The organism is Candidatus Zixiibacteriota bacterium, assembly GCA_035574315.1.
Taxonomy (GTDB): Bacteria; Desulfobacterota; Binatia; order UBA9968; family UBA9968; genus DATLYW01.
In genome coordinates this window covers 185,121-204,351 of record DATLYW010000012.1, presented here as the reverse complement: position 1 = coordinate 204,351, position 19,231 = coordinate 185,121, and the positions used below count along the sequence as shown (strand labels likewise).

The 19,231-nt window shown below is 66.5% G+C and carries 13 protein-coding genes; 8 read left to right on the top strand and 5 right to left on the bottom strand.

The features are described from left to right. Position 1: 1 nt before the first annotated feature. Positions 2-499 (top strand): MOSC domain-containing protein, encoded by a 498-nt coding sequence (locus VNN77_03285; GenBank protein HXG50413.1) that lies wholly within the window; start codon positions 2-4, stop codon positions 497-499. Positions 500-506: 7 nt separating this feature from the next. After that, positions 507-1,367, top strand: coding sequence for a DMT family transporter (locus VNN77_03280; GenBank protein ID HXG50412.1), 861 nt, complete (start codon positions 507-509; stop codon positions 1,365-1,367). Positions 1,368-1,371: 4 nt separating this feature from the next. On the opposite strand, the gene VNN77_03275 is transcribed toward VNN77_03280, so the two are convergent. The 3 genes from VNN77_03275 to VNN77_03265 are packed head-to-tail and all read right to left on the bottom strand — an operon-like array spanning position 1,372 to position 7,668. After that, a complete protein-coding gene (locus tag VNN77_03275; protein ID HXG50411.1) occupies positions 1,372-1,758 on the bottom strand; it encodes a DUF983 domain-containing protein in 387 nt (128 codons plus the stop codon). A 1-nt stretch (position 1,759) separates the two neighbouring features. Continuing rightward, positions 1,760-7,420, bottom strand: coding sequence for an excinuclease ABC subunit UvrA (gene uvrA / locus VNN77_03270; GenBank protein HXG50410.1), 5,661 nt, complete (start codon positions 7,418-7,420; stop codon positions 1,760-1,762). Between the two features lie 5 nt (positions 7,421-7,425). After that, the gene (locus VNN77_03265; GenBank protein HXG50409.1) at positions 7,426-7,668 is read right to left on the bottom strand and encodes a hypothetical protein; all 243 of its coding nucleotides are present in this window, start codon (positions 7,666-7,668) and stop codon (positions 7,426-7,428) included. Positions 7,669-7,817: 149 nt separating this feature from the next. Between VNN77_03265 and VNN77_03260 the strand changes: the two genes are divergently transcribed. Beyond that, positions 7,818-8,504 (top strand): 7-carboxy-7-deazaguanine synthase QueE, encoded by a 687-nt coding sequence (locus tag VNN77_03260; GenBank protein HXG50408.1) that lies wholly within the window; start codon positions 7,818-7,820, stop codon positions 8,502-8,504. On the opposite strand, the gene VNN77_03255 is transcribed toward VNN77_03260, so the two are convergent. Next, positions 8,480-11,539, bottom strand: a complete 3,060-nt coding sequence (locus VNN77_03255; GenBank protein ID HXG50407.1) for a transglycosylase domain-containing protein — start codon at positions 11,537-11,539, stop codon at positions 8,480-8,482. The two genes, VNN77_03260 and VNN77_03255, sit on opposite strands and share 25 nt — an antisense overlap. 249 nt (positions 11,540-11,788) lie before the next feature. Here VNN77_03255 and VNN77_03250 point away from each other — a divergent pair, with 249 nt between their 5' ends. Both VNN77_03250 and VNN77_03245 read left to right on the top strand, forming a co-directional pair. Continuing rightward, the gene (locus VNN77_03250) at positions 11,789-12,901 is read left to right on the top strand and encodes a DGQHR domain-containing protein (GenBank protein HXG50406.1); all 1,113 of its coding nucleotides are present in this window, start codon (positions 11,789-11,791) and stop codon (positions 12,899-12,901) included. 117 nt (positions 12,902-13,018) lie between these two features. Continuing rightward, a complete protein-coding gene (locus tag VNN77_03245) occupies positions 13,019-14,122 on the top strand; it encodes an extracellular solute-binding protein (GenBank protein ID HXG50405.1) in 1,104 nt (367 codons plus the stop codon). Between the two features lie 9 nt (positions 14,123-14,131). On the opposite strand, the gene VNN77_03240 is transcribed toward VNN77_03245, so the two are convergent. Continuing rightward, on the bottom strand, positions 14,132-15,862 hold the full coding sequence (locus VNN77_03240; protein HXG50404.1) for an iron ABC transporter permease: 1,731 nt from the start codon (positions 15,860-15,862) through the stop codon (positions 14,132-14,134). A 147-nt stretch (positions 15,863-16,009) separates the two neighbouring features. Here VNN77_03240 and VNN77_03235 point away from each other — a divergent pair, with 147 nt between their 5' ends. The 3 genes from VNN77_03235 (at position 16,010) to VNN77_03225 (ending at position 19,175) form a co-directional block, all read left to right on the top strand. Next, positions 16,010-16,906, top strand: a complete 897-nt coding sequence (locus VNN77_03235) for an ABC transporter substrate-binding protein (protein ID HXG50403.1) — start codon at positions 16,010-16,012, stop codon at positions 16,904-16,906. Positions 16,907-17,000: 94 nt separating this feature from the next. After that, complete coding sequence (locus tag VNN77_03230) at positions 17,001-18,095, top strand: amidohydrolase family protein (protein ID HXG50402.1); 1,095 nt, start codon at positions 17,001-17,003, stop codon at positions 18,093-18,095. Between the two features lie 66 nt (positions 18,096-18,161). Continuing rightward, the gene (locus VNN77_03225; GenBank protein HXG50401.1) at positions 18,162-19,175 is read left to right on the top strand and encodes an ABC transporter substrate-binding protein; all 1,014 of its coding nucleotides are present in this window, start codon (positions 18,162-18,164) and stop codon (positions 19,173-19,175) included. Positions 19,176-19,231: the final 56 nt, after the last annotated feature.

The window sequence follows — 19,231 nt, the reverse complement described above, 5'->3', positions numbered from 1 at the left end:
CATGGCCGCGAGATCGATGGTCGTGTCGATTCACCTCGCGCCCGCGGGCGGTGCCCCGGTGATCTCGGTCGGGCAGGTGCTCGCAGTCGCGGGGAAGGGACTCGAGGGAGATCGCTACTTCACCGGCTCGGGCACGTACTCGAGCCAGCCCGGCTCTGGACGTCAGGTGACGCTCATCGAAGCCGAAGCGATCGAGGCTCTGCGGCGGGATTACGATCTCGAGCTGGACGCCGCCCGGGCGCGGCGCAACATCGTCACGCGCGGGGTTGCGCTCAATCACCTCGTCGGAGCGGAGTTCAGCGTCGGGGAGGCGGTTTTGCGCGGGGCGCGCCTGTGCGAGCCCTGCGCCCACATGGAGAAGCTCTCCGTCAAAGGGGCGCTGCGCGGATTGATCCACCGCGGCGGGCTGCGGGCCGAGATCCTGCGGAGCGGCATGATCCGCGTCGGCGACCCGATCGTCCGCATCGAATCCGCCTCCGGCAAGGGCGCAGACCGATGAACCCGCCGTGACCGCCGGAGCGCTCGCGCTGATTCTCGCCGCCGCCTTCATCCACGCCGCGTGGAACCTTCTGGCGAAGCGGGCGAGCGGGCATGCGACCTTCACCTGGCTGTTCGCGATTCTCTCTGCCGTGATCTACGCTCCCGTCGCGATCGGCGCGATTTACCTGACCGGCGCGCGGATCGGCCTGGCGGAGATCGGCCTCATGGCCGGAAGCGCCGTTCTGCATACGGCTTATTTCGTGTTGCTCAACGAGGGGTACCGTGCCGGCGATCTCTCGCTCGTGTACCCGCTCGCCCGCGGCACGGGGCCGCTGCTCTCGAGCGCCGCCGCCGTCCTCTTTCTCGGGGAAAGGCCTTCGGCGCTGGCGCTCGGGGGCGCGCCGCTGGTGGTCTTCGGCGCGCTGGTTCTCACGGCCAGCCCCCTGAAGCCGGGGCAGGCCGGCGCGCGCCGCGCGGTGCTCTACGCGCTCATGACCGGGACGTTCATCGCCGCCTATACCCTTTGGGACAAGCAGGCGGTCGCGCGCTTCGGCGTGGCGCCGCTGCTCCTCGACTGGGGCGCCAATGCCGGACGGGCGCTTTTGCTCACGCCGATGGCGTGGCGCCACCGGGAGACCACCCGCGCGGAATGGCGGGCCCACCGCCGCGAAGCCGTCGGCGTGGCGGTCCTGGCGCCGCTTTCCTATATTCTCGTCCTTACGGCGCTGCGGTTCACGCCGGTGAGCTACGTCGCGCCGGCGCGCGAGATCAGCGTCCTGATCGGCACTGTGATGGGAACACGGCTGCTCGCCGAAGGCGACGCGCGCCGCCGGCTGGCGGCCGCTTCCATGATGGTTCTGGGGGTGGCGGCGCTTTCCCTCGGCTGACGGCCTAGCGCTTCGGCTTGCGCGGCACCGGGTAGAGGCTCTTGGCGGGGTTCAAGAGGTGATCCATTCCCAGCCACAGGCTGCGTGAGTGGTGAAAAAAGAGCACCGGGAAGAGCACCGCGAACGAGATCCAGACGGCGAGCTGCTGCTCGAGGCTGAGTCCCGCCCAGGCGTCCAGGAGGAAATAACCGGGAACGGCCACGAGCACGGTCGCCGCGTAGTTCACATAGATCGCGCCGACGAAATAGCCCGGTTCCGGCTCGAAATCGAGCCCGCAACAGGGACAGTTCGCGTACATCGAAAAAGGCCGCCGAAACAGCGGCGCCGAGCCGCAGCGCGGGCACTTGAGCCACCAGGCTCTCCCGGCCAGGGACCAGAAGCGGGAAGCCATCCTAGGCAACCACCTCCCGCGGCGCGGATCGCGCCTGCGCGGCCGGGCGGTCGATCCCGCGGCTGAGGTAGCTTCTCAGAAAGCCGGCGGTGGCGGACCGACGCCCGTTCGCGGCCACTTCCAGCGGGGTGCCGCACGCCACGATCTCGCCGCCGCGCTCGCCTCCCTCGGGACCAAGATCGATCAGGTAATCGGCGTCCTTGATGACGTCGAGGTTGTGCTCGATCGTCACCACCGTGTTGCCCATATCGACCAGCCGGTGGAGGATCTGGATCAGCTTCTCGACGTCGGCGAAATGGAGACCCGTGGTCGGCTCGTCGAGCACGTAGAGCGTCCTGCCGCGCGACTCCTTGCCGAGCTCGTAGGCGAGCTTGAGCCGCTGCGCCTCGCCGCCCGAAAGCGTGTTGCTCGCCTGCCCGAGCGTGATGTAGCCCATGCCGATGTCGTCGAGCAGCTTGAGCGGCCGCGCGATCCTGGGAAACGGCCGGAAAAACGGCTCGGCCTCCTCGACCGTCATGCGCAGGACGTCAGCGATGCTCTTGCCGTTGAAGCGGATGTTGAGGGTCTCCTCGTTGAAGCGCTCGCCCCCGCAGGCGTCGCAGTCGACGAAGACGTCGGGGAGAAAGCTCATCTCCTTGCGGATCTTGCCCTGCCCGGCGCACGCCTCGCAGCGGCCGCCGCGCACGTTGAACGAGAAGCGGCTGGGCGTGTAGCCGCGCAGCCGCGCTTCGGGCGTGAGCGCATAGAGCCTGCGGATCTCGTCGAGCAGGCCGACGTACGAAGCGGGCACCGAACGGGGCGTCTTGCCGATCGGCGTTTGATCGACCTCCACCACTCGCTCCAAGGCCTCCCAGCCGCTCAGCTCACGGTGCGCGCCCGGTCGGCCGGCGAACTGCCCGAGCTTGAGCTTGAGGGCCTTGTAGAGGACCTCCTTGACCAGCGTGCTCTTGCCCGATCCCGAGATGCCGGTGACGCAGGTCCAGCGCTCGAGCGGGATGCGCACGTCGAGGTTCTTGAGGTTGTTGGCGGTGGCCCCGCGGATGGCGAGCCACTTGACCGACGACAGGTCGCGTTGCGGTCCCAGCCGTTTCCTTTCCGCGCGCAGGTAGGCGCCGGTGAGGGAAGCGGGATGGCGTTTGATCTGCTCGGGCGAGCCGACCGAGACCACGCTCCCGCCGTGGATGCCGGCGCCGGGGCCGAGGTCCACGATCAGGTCCGCGGACTGGATCGTCGCCTCGTCGTGCTCGACGACGAGCACGCTGTTTCCCGATCGCTGCAGCCGCCGCAGCGTGCTCAGCAGCATCGCGTTGTCCCTCGGGTGCAGCCCGATGGTCGGCTCGTCGAGGATGTAGCAGACGCCGCGCAGGTTGGAGCCGAGTTGCGCCGCGAGGCGGATGCGCTGCGCCTCGCCGCCGGATAGCGTGTCGGCGCGCCGGTCGAGCGTCAGATAGGGCAGACCGACCTCCGCGAGAAAGGTCAGCCGCTGCTCGATTTCGCGCACGATCTTTTCCGCGACCGCCCGCTCACGCTCGGCGCCCGCGTCGAAGCGGGCCCGATCGAAGTAGCGCTTCGCCTCCTCCACGCTCCATCCGGTCACCTCCCAGATCGCCTTGCCGTCAACCCGGACCGCGCGGGCGCGCGCGTTGAGCCTGCGGCCGCGGCAGTCCGGGCAAGGGGTTTCGGTCATCAGCCCGGCGAGCTCGGGGTCCGGCTCCTCCCCGCCGGCGTCCCACAGCGCTCGCAGGTAAGGCACCAGGCCGACGAAGGCGTCGGGGCCGTCGGAACCGTGGATGATTTTCTCCTGGATTTTTTTCGGCAGCCGGGCGAACGGCTTGCCGATGTCGACGCCGTGGCGCTCCCCAAGCTCGTGCACCAGGCGCTGCATGCGGCGGTGCAGCTCCGATCCCGTCGGCGCCGCCGGCGCGATGCCCGCGAGGGCCTCGGCCAGCGGCTGCCCCGGATCGGCAAAGATCAGATCAGGATCGAAATCCCAGTGGAAGCCCAAACCGCCGCAGCGCGGGCAGGCGCCCTGGCGGCTGTTGAACGAGAAGAGCCGGGGGTCCAGGGGCTCGTAGCCGATGCCGCACTGCAGGCAGAACAGCCGCTGGTTAAAAACCTGCTCGCCGCGATCGGAAATCACATGGAGCACGCCGTTTCCGAGCCGCAGGGCCTGATCCACCAGGAGCTCCAGCTCGCGCCCTGCGGCGCGGCTCTTGCCGACCACGATGTCGATGTCGTGCTCCCGGTAGCGTTCCAGCCCCCCGCTCAGCTCGGGCGCGCGGAACTCGACAAATCGTCCGTCGATCCGGGCCAGCCGGTACCCGAGGCGCCGCGCCCCCGCGATCACCTCCTTGTGAAACCCCTTGCGGCCGCGGACGATCGGGCTGAGGATCATCACTTCCTTTCCGCGGTAGCTCTGCGAGATCCGGTCGAGGATCTGGCTGCGGCTGAGCGAGCGGATCGGCTTGTCGCACTGGACGCAGTGCTGGCGCCCGAGCTTCGCGTAAAGCAGCCTGAGGTAGTGATAGATCTCGGTGACGGTGGCGACCGTCGATTTCTTGCCGCCCTGGCTCAGGCGCTGCTCGATCGCCACGGTCGGCGGGATGCCCGCAACGTAGTCAACGTTGGGCCGCGCCATCACCTCGAGAAACTGACGGGCGTATGCCGACAGGCTGTCGATGTAGCGGCGCTGGCCCTCCGCGTAGATGATGTCGAAGGCGAGCGATGACTTTCCCGAGCCACTGAGCCCGGTGAAAACCACGAAGCGATCTCGCGGAATGCTCAAGTTGAGGCTCTTGAGGTTGTGCTCCTTGGCGCCGACGATCTCGATCGCGCCGTCCTCTGCGCCCGAGGGGGGTGCGGGGGGTTCGGCCTTCGCGAGCGAGGGGCTGAACGGCGAGCGCTCGCGCGGGTCCAGATAGGATCTCAGGTAACGCCCCGTATGGGAGCCGTCCGCCCGGGCGATTTCCTCCGGCGGACCGGCAGCCACGATCCGGCCGCCGCCGTCGCCTCCTTCGGGACCGAGGTCGATGACGTGATCGGCGCATTTGACGACCTCGAGGTTGTGCTCGATGATGACCACCGAGTGGCCCTGATCGAGCAGCTCCTGAAAGGCCTTCAGCAGCCGCTCGATGTCCGCGAAATGGAGGCCGGTGGTGGGCTCGTCGAAAATGAAGAGCGTTCCCGCACGGCGCGCCTTCGCCATGTGGGAAGCGAGCTTCAATCGCTGCGACTCGCCGCCGGAAAGCGTCGTGAGCGGCTGGCCGAGCCGGATGTAGTCGAGGCCGACCGCGCGCAGCGGCTCGAGCCCCTTGATCACCTCGGGGACATCCTTGAAGAACTCGATCGCCTCGGCGACCGTGAGGTCCAGCACCTGGCGGATGTTCCTGCCGCGGTAGGTGACCTCGAGGATTTCCTCGCGGAAGCGGCTGCCGCGACACTCGGGGCAGGAGGTGTAGACGTCGGACAGGAACTGCATCTCGATCTTCTCGAAGCCCTCTCCGCGGCAGGTCTCGCAACGGCCGCCTTCGACGTTGAAGGAAAACGTGGACGGCAGGTAGCCGCGCAGCCGGGCGAGATCGGTGGCGGCGAAAAGCTTGCGGATGCCGTCGAACGCCTTCATGTAAGTGGCGGGATTGGATCGGGGCGTGGTGCCGACCGGCGATTGATCGACCAGCGTCACCTCCGAGATCTTGTCCGCGCCCTCGATGGCCGCGCAGTGCAGGACGGGTGCCGACGGCGCTTCCTTGAGCTTTTTCAGATTGCGGTAGAGCACCTCGTCGACCAGGCTCGATTTCCCCGAGCCCGAGACCCCCGTGATGCAGACCAGAACGCCGAGGGGAATCTCGACGTCGAGGTTCTTAAGATTGTTCGCGCAGGCGCCGCGGATCCGAATCGCCCGCTGGAGGAGCGGCTTGCGGCGGCGCTCCGGAAGCGCGATCGCGCGGCGCCGGCTCAGGTACGCGGCGGTGAGCGATTTGCGGTCCTCCAGAAGCCGGGGGTAGCTCCCCGCGAACACCACCTGACCGCCCTGCTCGCCCGCTCTCGGGCCGAGGTCGACGATGTAATCGCTTTCCTTGATGATCTCGGGGTCGTGCTCGACGACGACCACCGTGTTCCGGTTCGAGCGCAGCCGGTGGAGGATCTCGACGAGACGATGGCTGTCGCGCGGATGCAGGCCGATCGACGGCTCGTCGAGCACGTAGAGCGTGTTGACCAGCGAGGAGCCGATCGCGGTGGTGAGATCGACGCGCTCCAGCTCGCCGCCGGACAGGGTACGCGACTGGCGGTCGAGCGTGAGGTATTCGAGCCCGACGCCGACCAGATAGCCAAGCCGGCGGCGGATTTCCGCCAGGATCAGGTCCGCCACCGCGTCGCTTCCCTCGGCGAGCCTGAGCCCGTCGAAGAAGCGCGCCGCTTCGCCGACGCTCATTGCGTTCACTTCGGCGATGTTCTTGCCGTCAATCCGGTAGTGAAGCGCGGCCGGCTTGAGCCGCGTCCCGCCGCACTCCGGGCACGGCAGGTAAGCGCGGTAGCGGGAGAGAAGGACCCGCACGTGCATGCGGTAGCTCTTCCGCTCCAGCCGCCGGAACCACCCGCGGATGCCCGGGAACGTGCCCTCGCCGTCGACGATCAGCCGTTTCTGCCGCTCGGTGAGATGACCGAACGGCTTGTCGACCGGGATCTTCTTCCGCTCGCAGAACTCCATCAGGCGCTGCATCCGCCGGGCTCTGGTGATCCAGGGCCTGATGGCGCCGTCGGCGAGCGATTTGCCGGGGTCCGGAATGACCAGATCCAGGTCGATGTCCATCACCCGGCCGAAGCCGCGGCAGGTTTCACACGCTCCGATCGGGCTGTTGAACGAAAACAGATTGGGGGTGGGGTCGGGGTAGGCGAGGTCGCAGTGCGGGCAGTGCAGGTGCGCGCTGAACGGTTCGCGGCGCCAGTCTTCGCGGGGGAAAAAGAGGTTCAGCCTGCCCTTGCCGTAGTGAAACGCCTGCTCCAGGGAATCGAGGATTCTTTTCTTGTTCTCCGGCCGGTAGGTGAAGCGGTCGACCACGACCTCGACCGGCCCGGGACCAGGCCGGGACTCCATGGCGCTCAGATCCTCGACGGCCCTGCGCACGAGCAGGCGGTGAAAGCCGGCCTGCTGAAGGCCGGCCCGGACGTCCTGCCAGCCGGTCGCCGCCAGCGTCAACGGAAAGGTGAGAATGACGGGAGTTCCCGCTTCGAGCCCGGCGAGCTTGGCGAAGACCGAAGCCGCCGTGTCGCGCTCGACGGCTCGTCCGCAGCCGGCGCAGTAGAGAGTCGCGAGCTTGGCGAACAGCAGCTTGAAATGGTCGTGCAGCTCGGTCATCGTGCCGACCGTGGAGCGGGAGGTCTTCACGGCGCGGCTCTGGTCGATGGCGATCGTGGGCGGGATGCCCTCGATGCTTTCGACGTCCGGTTTGTCCATGCGGTCGAGGAACTGGCGCGCGTAGGCGGAAAAGCTCTCGACGTAGCGGCGCTGCCCCTCGGCGTAGAGGATGTCGAAGGCCAGCGTCGACTTGCCCGAGCCGCTGACCCCGGTCACGACCGTCAGGGCGTTGAGCGGGATATCGAGGTCGAAGCCCTTGAGGTTGTTCTGCCTGGCCCCGCGAATCCGGATCCAGTTCTGGCTCATCGGCGCTACTGGAGACGGTACTTTTCAATCAGGATGCGGCGAAACCGGGAGCCGTAGATGAGATCGAACACTTCTTCCTTGTCGGGAAAGAGCTGCAGCGCCGTCTTTTTGGCGTGGGCCACGACGTCCTGGGCCTCCTCGAGCGTGAGGTCGACGCTGCGCAGCAGGACGGCGGCGAGGTCCATGGCTCTGGCCAGCCGCCGCAGCTTTCGCTCTTCGGCCAAAATGGCTTCTCTGTCCGCACTCATCGCCGGCGAAAATCTCGTGGCGTAACGGAAAGACCTTGGTCGCCCGTCAGCCAACCTTAAACTTCTACCACACGGCGGCGTTGAGGTCGAGGCGGACCCGCGCGCTGTCGCGGCGCCGCCTCGGATGATAAGATTCCTCGGGAGCCGTCGTGCGGATCGCGGAGATCTTCTATTCGATTCAGGGCGAAGGCAGGCTGGCGGGGGTCCCCTCGGCCTTCGTGCGGACGTCGGGATGCAACCTCCGCTGCGCGTGGTGCGATACGCCCTACACGTCATGGCGGCCGACGGGGCGCGAATGGAGCGTCGAGGCCGTCGTCGAGGCGGTCCGGGCCTACCCGACCCGGCACGCGGTGATCACCGGCGGCGAGCCCCTGATCGCCCGCGACATCGAGGCGCTCGCCAGCAGGCTGAAGGATCTTTGCTTTCACGTCACGATCGAGACGGCGGCGACGCTCTTCAAGCCCGTCGCGTGCGACCTGCTCTCGATCAGCCCCAAGCTCGCCAACTCAACCCCCTGGAAGAGGCAGCGGGGCAGGTTCGCGAACATGCACGAAGGCAGGCGGCTGAACCTCGAGGTGATCCAGCGTTTCGTGGAAGCCTACGACTACCAGCTCAAGTTCGTGGTCGAGGACGAAAGCGACCTTGGGGAGGTCGAAGCCCTCCTCGAGCGCCTGCACGGCATCCAAAGGGAGCGGGTTCTCCTGATGGCGCAGGCGCGGACCCGGCGCGAGCTGCGGGAGCGCGGTCCGCTCATCGCCGAGCTGTGCAGGCGGCACGGCTATGCCTACTCGCCGCGGCTGCAGATCGACCTCTACGGCAATCGCCGCGGCACCTGATCCCCGGCACCCCGAGGCGGAAACTCCGGCCGGATCGCGCTGGCGTGAAGCAGCCCGGCGGGCTCGTGGGGCGACCAGACCCGGAGATCGGCCGGCGGCGCTTTGCCGTCGAGGACGGCCAGGATCGCCGGGGCGAGGAGCTTCAGGATCGTAACTGGGAGCGCGCTGGTGAAATGGTAATCGCCCGCCTCCTGGCCCTGCACGTAAGCGGTGACCACGCCGAAATAGCGCTTGCCGATATAGAAGACGAAGGCGGCCGTGCGGTTGGTCGGGCGCGAGCTGGTGACCGCGCCGTGGCGGTTGAAGGTTTCGTAGCGGTTGTCGCCCGAGCCTGTCTTGCCGCCGACCACGAGCAGCCTGCCGTCGCGAAGCCGGAAGACCCCTTTCAGCCGGCGTGCCGTGCCGTGCTCGACCACCTCGGCCATCGCCCTTCTGACGGCGCGCGCGACCTCGGGAGCCAGTACCCGCTCGCCGCCCTTCGGCTGTTGCTCGAAGACCGTCTCGTACGGAGTGCCGGGCGCGAAGTGAATCTTGTCGAGCACCGAACGACGCAGCCGCTCCCCGTCATTGACGAGAATCCCGAGAAGCTCCGCCAGCGCCACCGGGCGGTCCGAGGAGTTGCCGATCGCGGTGGCGTAGGACGGCACCATGGTCTTGAAGGGAAAGCCGAGCCGTTGCCAGTAGGGGGTCATCCGCGCAAAGGCGTCGCGCTCGGCGCGGATCCGCAACCGGAGATCCTGGGGGCGGCGGTTGCGGGACTGCAGGAGCCAGCCGGAGCTGACGCGGCGGGCTTCGGCGCTCGCCTCATACAGTTCCTGCCAGGACATGGTTGGTTTGCGCGCGAGCATCCCGGCGCACCACAGCTCGAGCGGATGGACCGAGAGCAGATAGCCGTAGTCGGAAAGGTTCAAGCGCGGGTTGGAGTAGGATCGGAAGAGCTCGCTCACCACCCGGGCCGAGTGCGATTCGCCGTGGGAGCTCAGCCAGGCCGCGAGCGCGGGCTCGTCCGATCCGATCTTCCACGCGAAAAACAGGATCGCGAGGTGGCGGGCGGTGCGGCGCTGGCCCAGCAGCCGCTCCACGATCTGCCCGGCGGCGGCTCCCTGGTAAAGCTGGTAGGAGCGGCGCAGTACGCCGCGCGACTCTTCCTCGGCGATTTCCCTGAGGAGCCGGAGCCTCTCGGGATGCTCCGGATCGGAGAGCACGGCATCGGCGTCGTAGGGCAGCCGCGCCCGGTGGTAGCTCACGAGGTCCCGCATCAGCCGGATGAAGACGAGGTTGGTAGAGTTCCTGAAGGCCTCGCGCAAGGTCGGGATACGCCGGTCGTCGTCCGGGTCGAAGTTTTCAAAACGATGCAGCCCGCCGCCGGTAAAAAAATCCTCGTGCGGGCTGGCCGAGTACTTGCGTTCCAGGGCAAGCTCGAGAAACGGTTCCAGCTCGAGACCCTGGTGCTCTTGCAGCGACGCGGCCGCCCAGCGCGTGAGCGGATCCCGCGCGTTCTGCGCCCGTTGCCGCAACGCGCCGGGGTCGAGCCCTTTGAGCTCCCGATGGAGCTCGGCCATGATCTCGAGATAGTGCGTGAGCGTGCGCAGCTTCGCCGTGCTACCCAGCTCGAGCTTCACGCTCTTGTTGAAGTCGAGAGGGCCGGGAAGGTTATCCGCCTGCACGCGCACCAGGTTCCCCGCGGGCGTGGGCTCGACGAGCAGGAACGAATAGATGACCTTCCGCGGATCCTTTCCTTCCAGGAGCCTTTCGCCGTTGAGGTTGTAGCGCTGGACGGTTTCGCGGTCCGCCAGGCTGTGGAGAAAGTCGGTGACGTACTTCTGCAGCGGAACGTCGATGGTGCTCGCCACCTGCAGGTCAAGGCGGTTGAGATCGTAGAGGTTGGTGACGCCCAGTAGCTCCATCAGCGCGGTGCGGATGGAATTCGCGGCCTTGTTCTTGACGGATGAAGGCTGCGGCGCCAGCGGCGCCGCTGGCAGAAACTGGATCGGCGTCCCCTGCACCGCCGCGGCCAGCTCCCAGTCGATGACTCCGGCGCGCGCCATCAACCGCGTGAACTGGCCGACCTTCTCCTCCAGGGAATCGCGCTCCTCGACCAGGAAGACCGAAGGCGCCCGCACCGCGATCAGCAGCGTGAGCACGTGCTTGTAGGCCCGCGCCTTTTCCGGCCCCGCGCCCGGCTTTTTCAGGGCCGCGACCACCTCCTTGAGGTCGAGGCCGAACCAGGCGTGGAGCCCTTCGCCGATCCCGTGGATCTCCCCGTAGCCGGGCGCCGCGGCCAGCGGCACGCTGTTGAGATAATCGACGATGATGCGGTTTCGCCACCTGCGGGTGTTGGCGCCCTCACGGTAGGCCTTGAGGCTGGCGCCGATCAGCTGGCGCAGTTTCTCGAGCGGCGAGTCGGTGCGGCCATGGGGCGAGTGGCGGAATTTCTCCAGCTGCACCGCCAGCGTGCTTCCGCCCTGGACCGATACCGGCAGGAAGAGCTTGGAACCGACGTAGAGGAACGCCGCCTTGATCAGCCGCTCCCACTCGATTGCGGGGTTTTGCCACGGCGAGTCCGGGCTGTCGAGATCGCGGTTTTCCAGGAACAGCAGGGTGCGGATCAACAGGGGCGGGATATCCTCCAGCTTCTCGAACAGAAAATCGGACTGCGCATAGCGGAACAGGGGACGACCGTCCTGCCCGCGGATGTCGATCCCGGCCCCCGCCGCCTCGGGATAGGGAGGGGAAATGCCGCGGCGGATCAGCTCGACCATGGTTTCCGACTGCCGCGCCTGCCGGGTGACCTCGTACCCCTGGCTCTCGAGGCGCGCCTGAAACACCGCGATTTTCGAGTACCCTCTGCGTTCATCGTAGGGGGCGGGCCGCGGCAGGGCCAGGTTCGGGTTTTTCCCCTCGGCGAGCTCGTAAAAGAGCCGTTCGTTCGTGCTGGTGAAAAACCATGACTGGAGCAACGACGCGCGGATCTCGAGGAGGACCAGACCGGTCAGCAGCAACGCGGCAATCGCACGGCGCCGCCATTTTCTCACACGCTCGCCGGCGAGGAGAAAACCCCGCCGAGCCCGGACCGCGGAGACCCGGGAGAGCTCCGGAGAAACAGAATTGCTGTCCATGGAGGCGCGATGCAGCATACCACAAAACCGCCGTGACACTAAGACGAGATCGCTTCGCCCGAGGCCGCAAACCCCGTCGGCTAGCGAAAAGGGCCGGAGGGCGAGATTTTTGACTGGAAATGGTTCGGCGGGCCGAATTATAATCGCCGCCGGAGGGATCCCCCTATGCTCGCGACCCGCGTGGTGCAAAAGGAAGGCGCCTTCTACTTCGTCGCCTACAAGGCGCCCGATCTGCTGGAGCGCGTGCGGTTCACCAGCCGCTACTATTTCGAGGGCGAGGAGATCGAGGCCGAGGAGCCGGGCGAAGACGAGGTGGCGAAGTTCATCGCGGGAATCGAGCGGAGCGAGAAGTCGTTTCAACGCGTGCTCAACCGGCGCAAGATCCGCCAGATCGTCAACTTCTATGAAAACGCGGTTTCCCAGCCGTTGATCCCCGGCACGATCCTGCTCTTCACCGAAGAAACGCTGCGCTTTCGCAGGTCCGATCTTTCCGAGCAGGTGGGATTTCTCAGCGAGCCGGGCGGCAAGTTTCTCGTCATCGACGGCCAGCACCGGCTGGCGGCGCTCCATTTTTACCGCCAGCGCCATCCGGAGCTGGCCGATCAGCTCGACGTCCCCTGCGTGCTCTTCGACGGCAAGAGCGGCGACTTCGCCACCGAGATGTTCGTCATCATCAATTCGACCCACACGCGGATCAACAAGTCGCACCTCGTCGATCTCTACGAGCGGGTCTCCTGGGAAACCCCCGAAAAGAAGCTCGCGGCCAGGGTCGTGAACCTGCTCTACGAGCAGAACGACTCGCCGCTGCGCTACCGCATCAACCGCCTGGGGGGGAGGAGCCGGCAGGAAAAATGGATCCTGCAGTCAGAGCTCTTCAACGAGCTCTACAAGGTCGTGCAGGCCAACCGGCGCTTCTTCGACGAGCAGTTCCAGATGCGGGCCGATCGCCTCTATCCGCTCGTGCGCGATTATCTCAAGGCGGTGCGCGAGGTGATGGAGGCGATCTGGGGAGACAACGAAAAGTTCATGTTCACCCGCGACGTCACGCTGAAGGCCCTGTTGCGGGTCTTCGGCGATCTCCTGCACAACCGAAAACTGATCCAGGCGTGGCAGGAGGAGCGCTCGCCGGGGGTCTTCGCCCCGGTGCTCCGCCCGTGGTCGGGCCTCGCGCGGGAGTTCCGCTCCGAAGGGTTCTACGAACGTTTCCCGGCCAAAGGGCAGATCGAGCGGGTGCGGCGCATCCACCTCAAACTGGCCCAGCACTTGAATCCGGGTTAGCTCTCTCGCTTCCGGGCGGGAGAACCCGGGCGACATCGGCCCTTTGCTTTGCGCGCGGTTCATTGCTAGAAAACGGGGCGGCGTTCGACCGGTTCGTCGAGCGCCAGGGAGGTCACGATGAAGCTCATCAAAGCGCTGGCGGCACTCCACGCCGTAGCCTGCCTGGCGGTGGCCGTCTGCTCTCCGGCCGCGGCCGCCACGGTCGAAGAGCTGCTCGCCGGGATCAACAAGCTCCCGCCGAAGGAAAGGCAGCGGCGGCTCGAGGAGGGGGCGCGAAAAGAGGGTCGGGTGGTGGTCTACTCCAATCAGGGGCTCGAGACCATCCAGGAATATTCCAACGCCTTCAGCAAGAAATACCCGTTCATCAAGGTCGAGGCCTCGCGCCTTCAGGGCGCGAAAGGGCTGGACCGGATCCTGCTCGAGCACCGGGTCGGAAAGCTGCCGGCCGACGTCGTCGGGGTGGACTTCGACAACATCGGCGAGCTGCTCAAGGCCGACGTTCACGCGCGGTACGACTCTCCCGAGAAGAAGCACTACGCGAGCCAGTTCTGGGACAAGCAAGGGCGGTGGTATGTCAACGACTACACGCTCGTGGTGATTGCCTACAACACCAGCCTGGTCAAGCCGAGCGAAGCCCCGAGGGGGTATCCGGACCTGCTCGATCCGAAATGGAAGAACGACATCTCGATCGACAACGAGCCCGAGCAGGCGGTGTTCGCCTGGCTCATGGACTGGGGGGAGGCCAAGACCGCGGAGTACATGAAGGCGCTGATGCGCAACGGCGCCGTGCCGCGGCGCGGCCACACGCTGCAGGTGCAGCTTCTCTGCAGCGGCGAGACCAAGATCGCCGTGGAGGTCTATCCGCCTCGGGTCATGCAGATGAAGTACGAGAAGAAATGTCCGATCGCCATGGTCTGGCCGAATCCGACTCCGGGATCGCTCGGGAGCCACACGGGGATCATGAAGAGCGCGAAAAACCCCCACGCGGCGGCGCTCTACATGGACTTCCTTCTCAGCGAGGACGGGGTGGTGGCGCTGGTGCGCGGAGGCGGAACGATTCCGGCGCGCACCGGGGCCAAGGCCGGCTGGCAGGAGATCCTCAACGCGCTGGCGGACAAGAGAATCCGCAAGGTGGTGATCGGCCACGAGAAGATGGCCGAGCTGAAGGAAAAGGGCTACAAGCTGATCGAGGACATCATCGTACGCAAGCAGTTGCGTTGAGCGTCGGCGTCAGACCTGCTGAATCGAGTAGCGGCCCCCGACTGCGCGCGCGACCAGGCTGATCGCGACCAGGATCGCCACCAGCACCATGCCGAGGGCCGAAAGCTGCGGGTACTGGCCGCCGTCCCACAGCTCGAAGAGCACGATCGAGATCACCTCGGTGCCGCTTCGGTAGAGCATGATCGACGTCGAAAGCTCGCGAAACGAGTGGGTGATGACGTAGATCCACCCGGCGACGAAGCCCGGCGCCAGCAGCGGCAGCACCACGCGGCGGAAGGTGTGCGGCCAGCTCGCCCCGCTCGCTTCCGAAGCCTCCTCCAGCTCCTTCTTGATCTGCAGCATCGATGAGGAGCAGGCCCGCATGCCGTAGGGCAGGTACTTCGTCACGTAGGCGATCAGAAGAATCCACAGCGTGCCGTAAACGGGCACCGGCAGCACCAGGTAGAGCCACAGGATCGCGATCCCCATCACCAGGCCGGGCATGGCGATCGGGCTGAAGGCGAGGAAGTCCAGCGCGCCCTTGCCCCGCCAGGCGGTGCGGACGATGATCCAGGCGATGATCGCCGTGAGCAGCATCGTGATCGTCGAGCTCGAGATGCCCAACACGAAGCTGTTCCAGAGCGCCCGCTGGACCATCGGAAAGCTCCACAGGTTCCTGTAGTTGTCGAGCGTGAGGCTTCCGAGCGCGACCCTGGACGGGGCCATGTAGAAGGGCAGGAAGGAAGACCAGAGAACGACCAGCACGGGGAGGATGAAAACGACGAAGCAAAAAGCCAGCGTTGCCGCCGCGAGCGGCACGCGCCAGGCTCCGAGATCGTGGGTCGCCGGACGGAACCCCTTGCCGGTGATGGTGGCGAACTGCTCCGAAGCGGCGGTCCATCTGAGATAGAGCAGCACCCCGATACTGGTGATCGCGAGGTAGACCACCGCGAAGGTGCTCGCCAGGCCGAAGTCGGTCGGGACCGCCTTGGTGGCCAGATAAACCTCCGTGGCGAAGACCAGGATGCCGGCCGGCATCCCGATCAGCGCCGGCACCTCGAAGTTTTCGATCGCCCGTACGAAGCTGATCATCCACACCGCGAGGATCGCCGGCAAAAGCACGCGCAGCGTGATCGTGAAGGTGGTGCGCAGCACGCCCGAGCCCGCAACCAGCGCGGCTTCCTCGAGAGAGGGGTCCATCGAGCGCAGGGCCGCGGCCAGGAGAAGGAAGGCAAGCGGTATCTGATCCGTTCCCTGCACCCAGATCATCCCCGGCATGTTGTTGATCTCCAGAGGGCCGGGCAGACCGAAAAACTGCGTGGCAACGAGATTCACGATGCCGGAGCGGCGGCCGAAAAGAATGATCCACCCGACGGTGGTCAGGATTCCCGGCACGATCATGGGAATCAGGACGCAAGTGTAGATCGCGCCGCGCCACGGAACGTTGGTTCGCTCGGTCATCCATGCCAGGTAGAGGCCGCCGCTGAAGGCAAGGAGGCTCGAGCCGGCGCTGAAGACCAGGGAATTGGCCAGAGCGGCCGGGAGCCGCCAATTCTCGAGCAGGACGAGATAGTTGCGCAGCGTGAGGTTTCCCCCGACACCGGGCGGGCCGCTCTTCAAGCTGCCGTAAACCAGCATGGCGAGCGGGATCAACGTGAGATAAGCGATCGTCGCCGCCGCGGCGCCGACGATCAGCCACTGAAGGCGCAAACGCGGCGCGAGAACGCGTCCGGCGGCGGCGAGTCTGGCGGCGGCAAGCATCTCTCTCGGGCTCGGGCTGAAAGGCAAACCCCGGCCGAGCGTAGTCCCGGGGCGCGCACGAGTCAAGGCGGCGCGGCGACGCCCTCGGCTCGTTTGCCTGGGCGGGACGGCCGTTGTATACAGGGCGCGCAAGGCGCGAGGCGATCCATGACCGTGTCACTGAGAGTCCTGTACGGGTATCTCGAGGGCCTGGAAGGGAAGTTCGCGCGCGAGCCGTCGGGCCACCTTTCGCTCGAGACCGGCCTTTTCCGCCGCCACGGGCTCGAGGTGTCGTGGGAGCACGTTCAGGGGACCGAGGAGCGCTACCGCAGAGTCGTACGGGGGGAAGCGGAGGTCTCCCTGGTCGTAGGACGGGCGGCGCTGCGACATTTTCTCGCCTCGCGGGCAACCAGGCTCATCGGCTGCGCCATGAACAGCTGCCCTTACACCCTCAGCGTGTCGAGGGAAATCGAAAGCCCGGCCGAGCTCAGGGGCCGGGTCCTCGCCTGCCGGGAAGAGATCGGGCGCGCCGCGCCGGTGGCGGAGGCCCTTCGGGAGACCGCCGGGTTGCAGCTCGGTACGGACGTCACGCTCCTGCTCGTGGAAAGCGACCGGGCGGCCTGCGAGCGTTTGCTGGAGGGGCGTGTCGATGCGGCGCTCTTGCCGAGGCCCTACGGGTTTTTCGCCGCGGAAAACGGCTTTCGCCGGCTGGCGGAGTGGCCGGAGATCGTCGACGATCCGTTGCCGATCGCGCTCGAGACGACGGAAAGGCTCTGGCGGGAGCGCTCGCGCGATCTTTCTCTTTTCGTCGCGGCGGAGCGAGAGGGAATCGCTTACCTGAAAAATCATCCGGACCAGGCCCGCTCGCTGCTGATGCGGCGGTTCGGACATTCGCCGGCCGTCGCCGCCGAGACTGTCGCGGACTATCTCATCTGGCTCGACGAGAATCTCCGCGTCGATTTCCAGCGGCTCGGGAAGCTCGTCTCGCAGGTCGTCCCGCACGGCCGGGAGAGCGCCGGCCGGATCGCCGCCGAGTGGGTCGTTCCCGGCGCGCTCGGCGCCTGAACGCGAACGCTGGCGGACGGCCGGGGCGTTTTGATATTTAGCATGCCGGGTGGGGAACGAGGCTGCGGGCCGTGAAAAAAGCAAGGGAGGCGTTATGGCAGGCGTCGTCGATGCCGATACCCATATAGCGGAATCCGAGGCGATGTGGGGCATGATGGACGGGGAGATGCGTTCCCGGCGCCCGATCCTGCTCACGGTCCCCGACGACACCGTGTACGGCGCGCGCAACGCGTTCTGGCTGATCGACGGGAACATCTTCCCCAAGCCCGCCGGCAAGGGAAGCTTTCGTCTGATCACGCCTTCGGCGAGCAAGCTCGAGATGTCGCGGGGCGACATTCATCTCGCCTGCCGGGAGATGACCGACGTCCGCGGCCGGCTCGGCGACATGGACAGGCTCGGCGTCGAGATCCAGGTGGTCTATCCGACGCTCTTTCTCATCTATCTCACCGACGATCCCGCTCTCGAGGTAGCGCTGTGCCGCGCCTATAACCGCTTCCTGGCGAAGGCCTGCGCCCGGTCGGGCTCGCGGATGCGCTGGGTCGTGGTCCCGCCGCTCAAATCGCTCGAGGAGGCGATCGACGAGCTCAAGTGGGGCAAGGACAACGGCGCCGTGGGGGTGTTCTTCCGCGGGATCGAAGGCTCCTGGACCCTCGATCACCCCTATCTTTTTCCGCTGTACGCGGCGGCGAACGACCTCGAGCTGCCGATTTGCATTCACACCGGAGCCGGGTGCCCCGCTTTTCTCAGCCTCTTCGACGTCGAGCGCAACCATACGTTCGGCCACAGCCGGATTCAGCCGCTGCTCGCCTTCCGCGACATAGTGGCCAATGGAATTCCGGAGCGGTTCCCGCGGCTCAAGTTCGGTTTCATCGAGGCGTCGGCCGGCTGGGTGCCTTTTCTGCTGCACGTCCTCAAGAGGCTGCTGAAAGCGAAGTGGAAGTTCTCGTCGGATCCGGATCTGTTCCGGGAGTACCGGATCTTCGTCGCTTGCGAGGCCGATGAGGACGTGAACTACATCGCCAACTTCACCGGTGAGGATCACCTGATCATCGGCTCCGATTACGGCCATCAGGATCCCTCCGAAGAGCGGCAGCTCGTGGCGGCGATGCGGGCGCGGGAGGACATCCCCCGGGCGCTCACCGACAAGATCCTGACGAGCAACCCCAGGCGGTTTTACCCGCTGCACTGAATGGAGACCGGCCGTGCCTTGGACGTGCGCGGGGTGCGGGGAAAGCCGGTCGCGAAGGAGCCGAGCATGAGAAGAGAGAACACGCAGCGAAAAGAGGCGGGCGCCGCCCGCCGCCTGGCCTTTGCCCTGACCGTCGCGTGGCAGCTGACCGGCGCCGGGGCGAGCCTCGGCCAGCCGCTCCAGGTCGTCAACGTGGCGATCCCGGCCAAGAGCTTTCAGATGGTGATTTATCCTCTCGCCCGGGAGCGCGGCTTCATGAAGGAAGAAGGGATTGACCTCCGGGTGATCTACATCGCGCCGACCACCAGCATCCAGGCGCTGCTCGGGGGCGACGTCCAATTCACCGGCGCGGGCTCGAGCGCGCTGGTGAGCATCGCACGCGGCAACGCGCCGCTCAAGGTGGTGCTGGCGACCAACGACCGGGTGCTTCAGTGGCTTCTCACCCGGCCCGAAATCGGCGCGCCGAGGGATCTCAAGGACAGGCGGATCGCGACGACCGGAATCGCGGCGATCGCGACGTTCATGCTGCGACGGATCCTGAGCAAGCACGGTCTCGACGGCAATCGGGACGTGATCTACCTCGACCCGGGGGCGGGAAACCAGCTCACGGCGCTGCTCGCGGGCGCGATGGACGCGGCGGTGCTGAGCGTCGAGCAGCGCTACATCGGGCTCGACAAGGGGATGAAGGAGATGTTTTTCTTCGGCAACGAGGTCAAGAACTCCTGGGGAACGCTGGCGACGACCGACCGGCTGATCAAGGAAAACCCCGGGCTCGTGCGCGCGTTCACGCGCGGGGCGCTCAAGGCCCTGCGCTATCTCCGCCATCACCGGGAAGGAACCGTAAACGCGCTCGTGAAGTTCTCCGGCGTGTCGCGGGCGCAGGCGGTCCGGGTTTACGACGACCTGATCGGCACGTTTACGCGCAACGGGGTCGTCGACGAAGAGACCCAGAAAAACGACCTCGAGATCATCCGCCAGGTGGTCAACGCCCACACGGCGCTTTCCCCCTCCCGGGCCTATGACTTCGGCTTCGCGGTGGAAGCCGACCGGCAGCTCGACAAAGAGGGCTGGAAGCCGTGAGATAGCGGGGGCATTCGCGGCTTCGGGCTCCGAGCCGGCTCGCCGGCAATCGCCGG

What these genes read in the sequence shown, in the direction of transcription:
- VNN77_03225 (HXG50401.1), top strand. Translation starts at nt 18,162, where the DNA reads ATGAGAAGAGAGAACACGCAGCGAAAAGAGGCGGGCGCCGCCCGCCGC.
- VNN77_03285 (HXG50413.1), top strand. Translation starts at nt 2, where the DNA reads ATGGCCGCGAGATCGATGGTCGTGTCGATTCACCTCGCGCCCGCGGGC.
- VNN77_03275 (HXG50411.1), bottom strand. Translation starts at nt 1,758, where the DNA reads ATGGCTTCCCGCTTCTGGTCCCTGGCCGGGAGAGCCTGGTGGCTCAAG.
- VNN77_03265 (HXG50409.1), bottom strand. Translation starts at nt 7,668, where the DNA reads ATGAGTGCGGACAGAGAAGCCATTTTGGCCGAAGAGCGAAAGCTGCGG.
- VNN77_03230 (HXG50402.1), top strand. Translation starts at nt 17,001, where the DNA reads ATGGCAGGCGTCGTCGATGCCGATACCCATATAGCGGAATCCGAGGCG.
- VNN77_03245 (HXG50405.1), top strand. Translation starts at nt 13,019, where the DNA reads ATGAAGCTCATCAAAGCGCTGGCGGCACTCCACGCCGTAGCCTGCCTG.
- VNN77_03250 (HXG50406.1), top strand. Translation starts at nt 11,789, where the DNA reads ATGCTCGCGACCCGCGTGGTGCAAAAGGAAGGCGCCTTCTACTTCGTC.
- uvrA (HXG50410.1), bottom strand. Translation starts at nt 7,420, where the DNA reads ATGAGCCAGAACTGGATCCGGATTCGCGGGGCCAGGCAGAACAACCTC.
- VNN77_03235 (HXG50403.1), top strand. Translation starts at nt 16,010, where the DNA reads ATGACCGTGTCACTGAGAGTCCTGTACGGGTATCTCGAGGGCCTGGAA.
- VNN77_03240 (HXG50404.1), bottom strand. Translation starts at nt 15,862, where the DNA reads ATGCTTGCCGCCGCCAGACTCGCCGCCGCCGGACGCGTTCTCGCGCCG.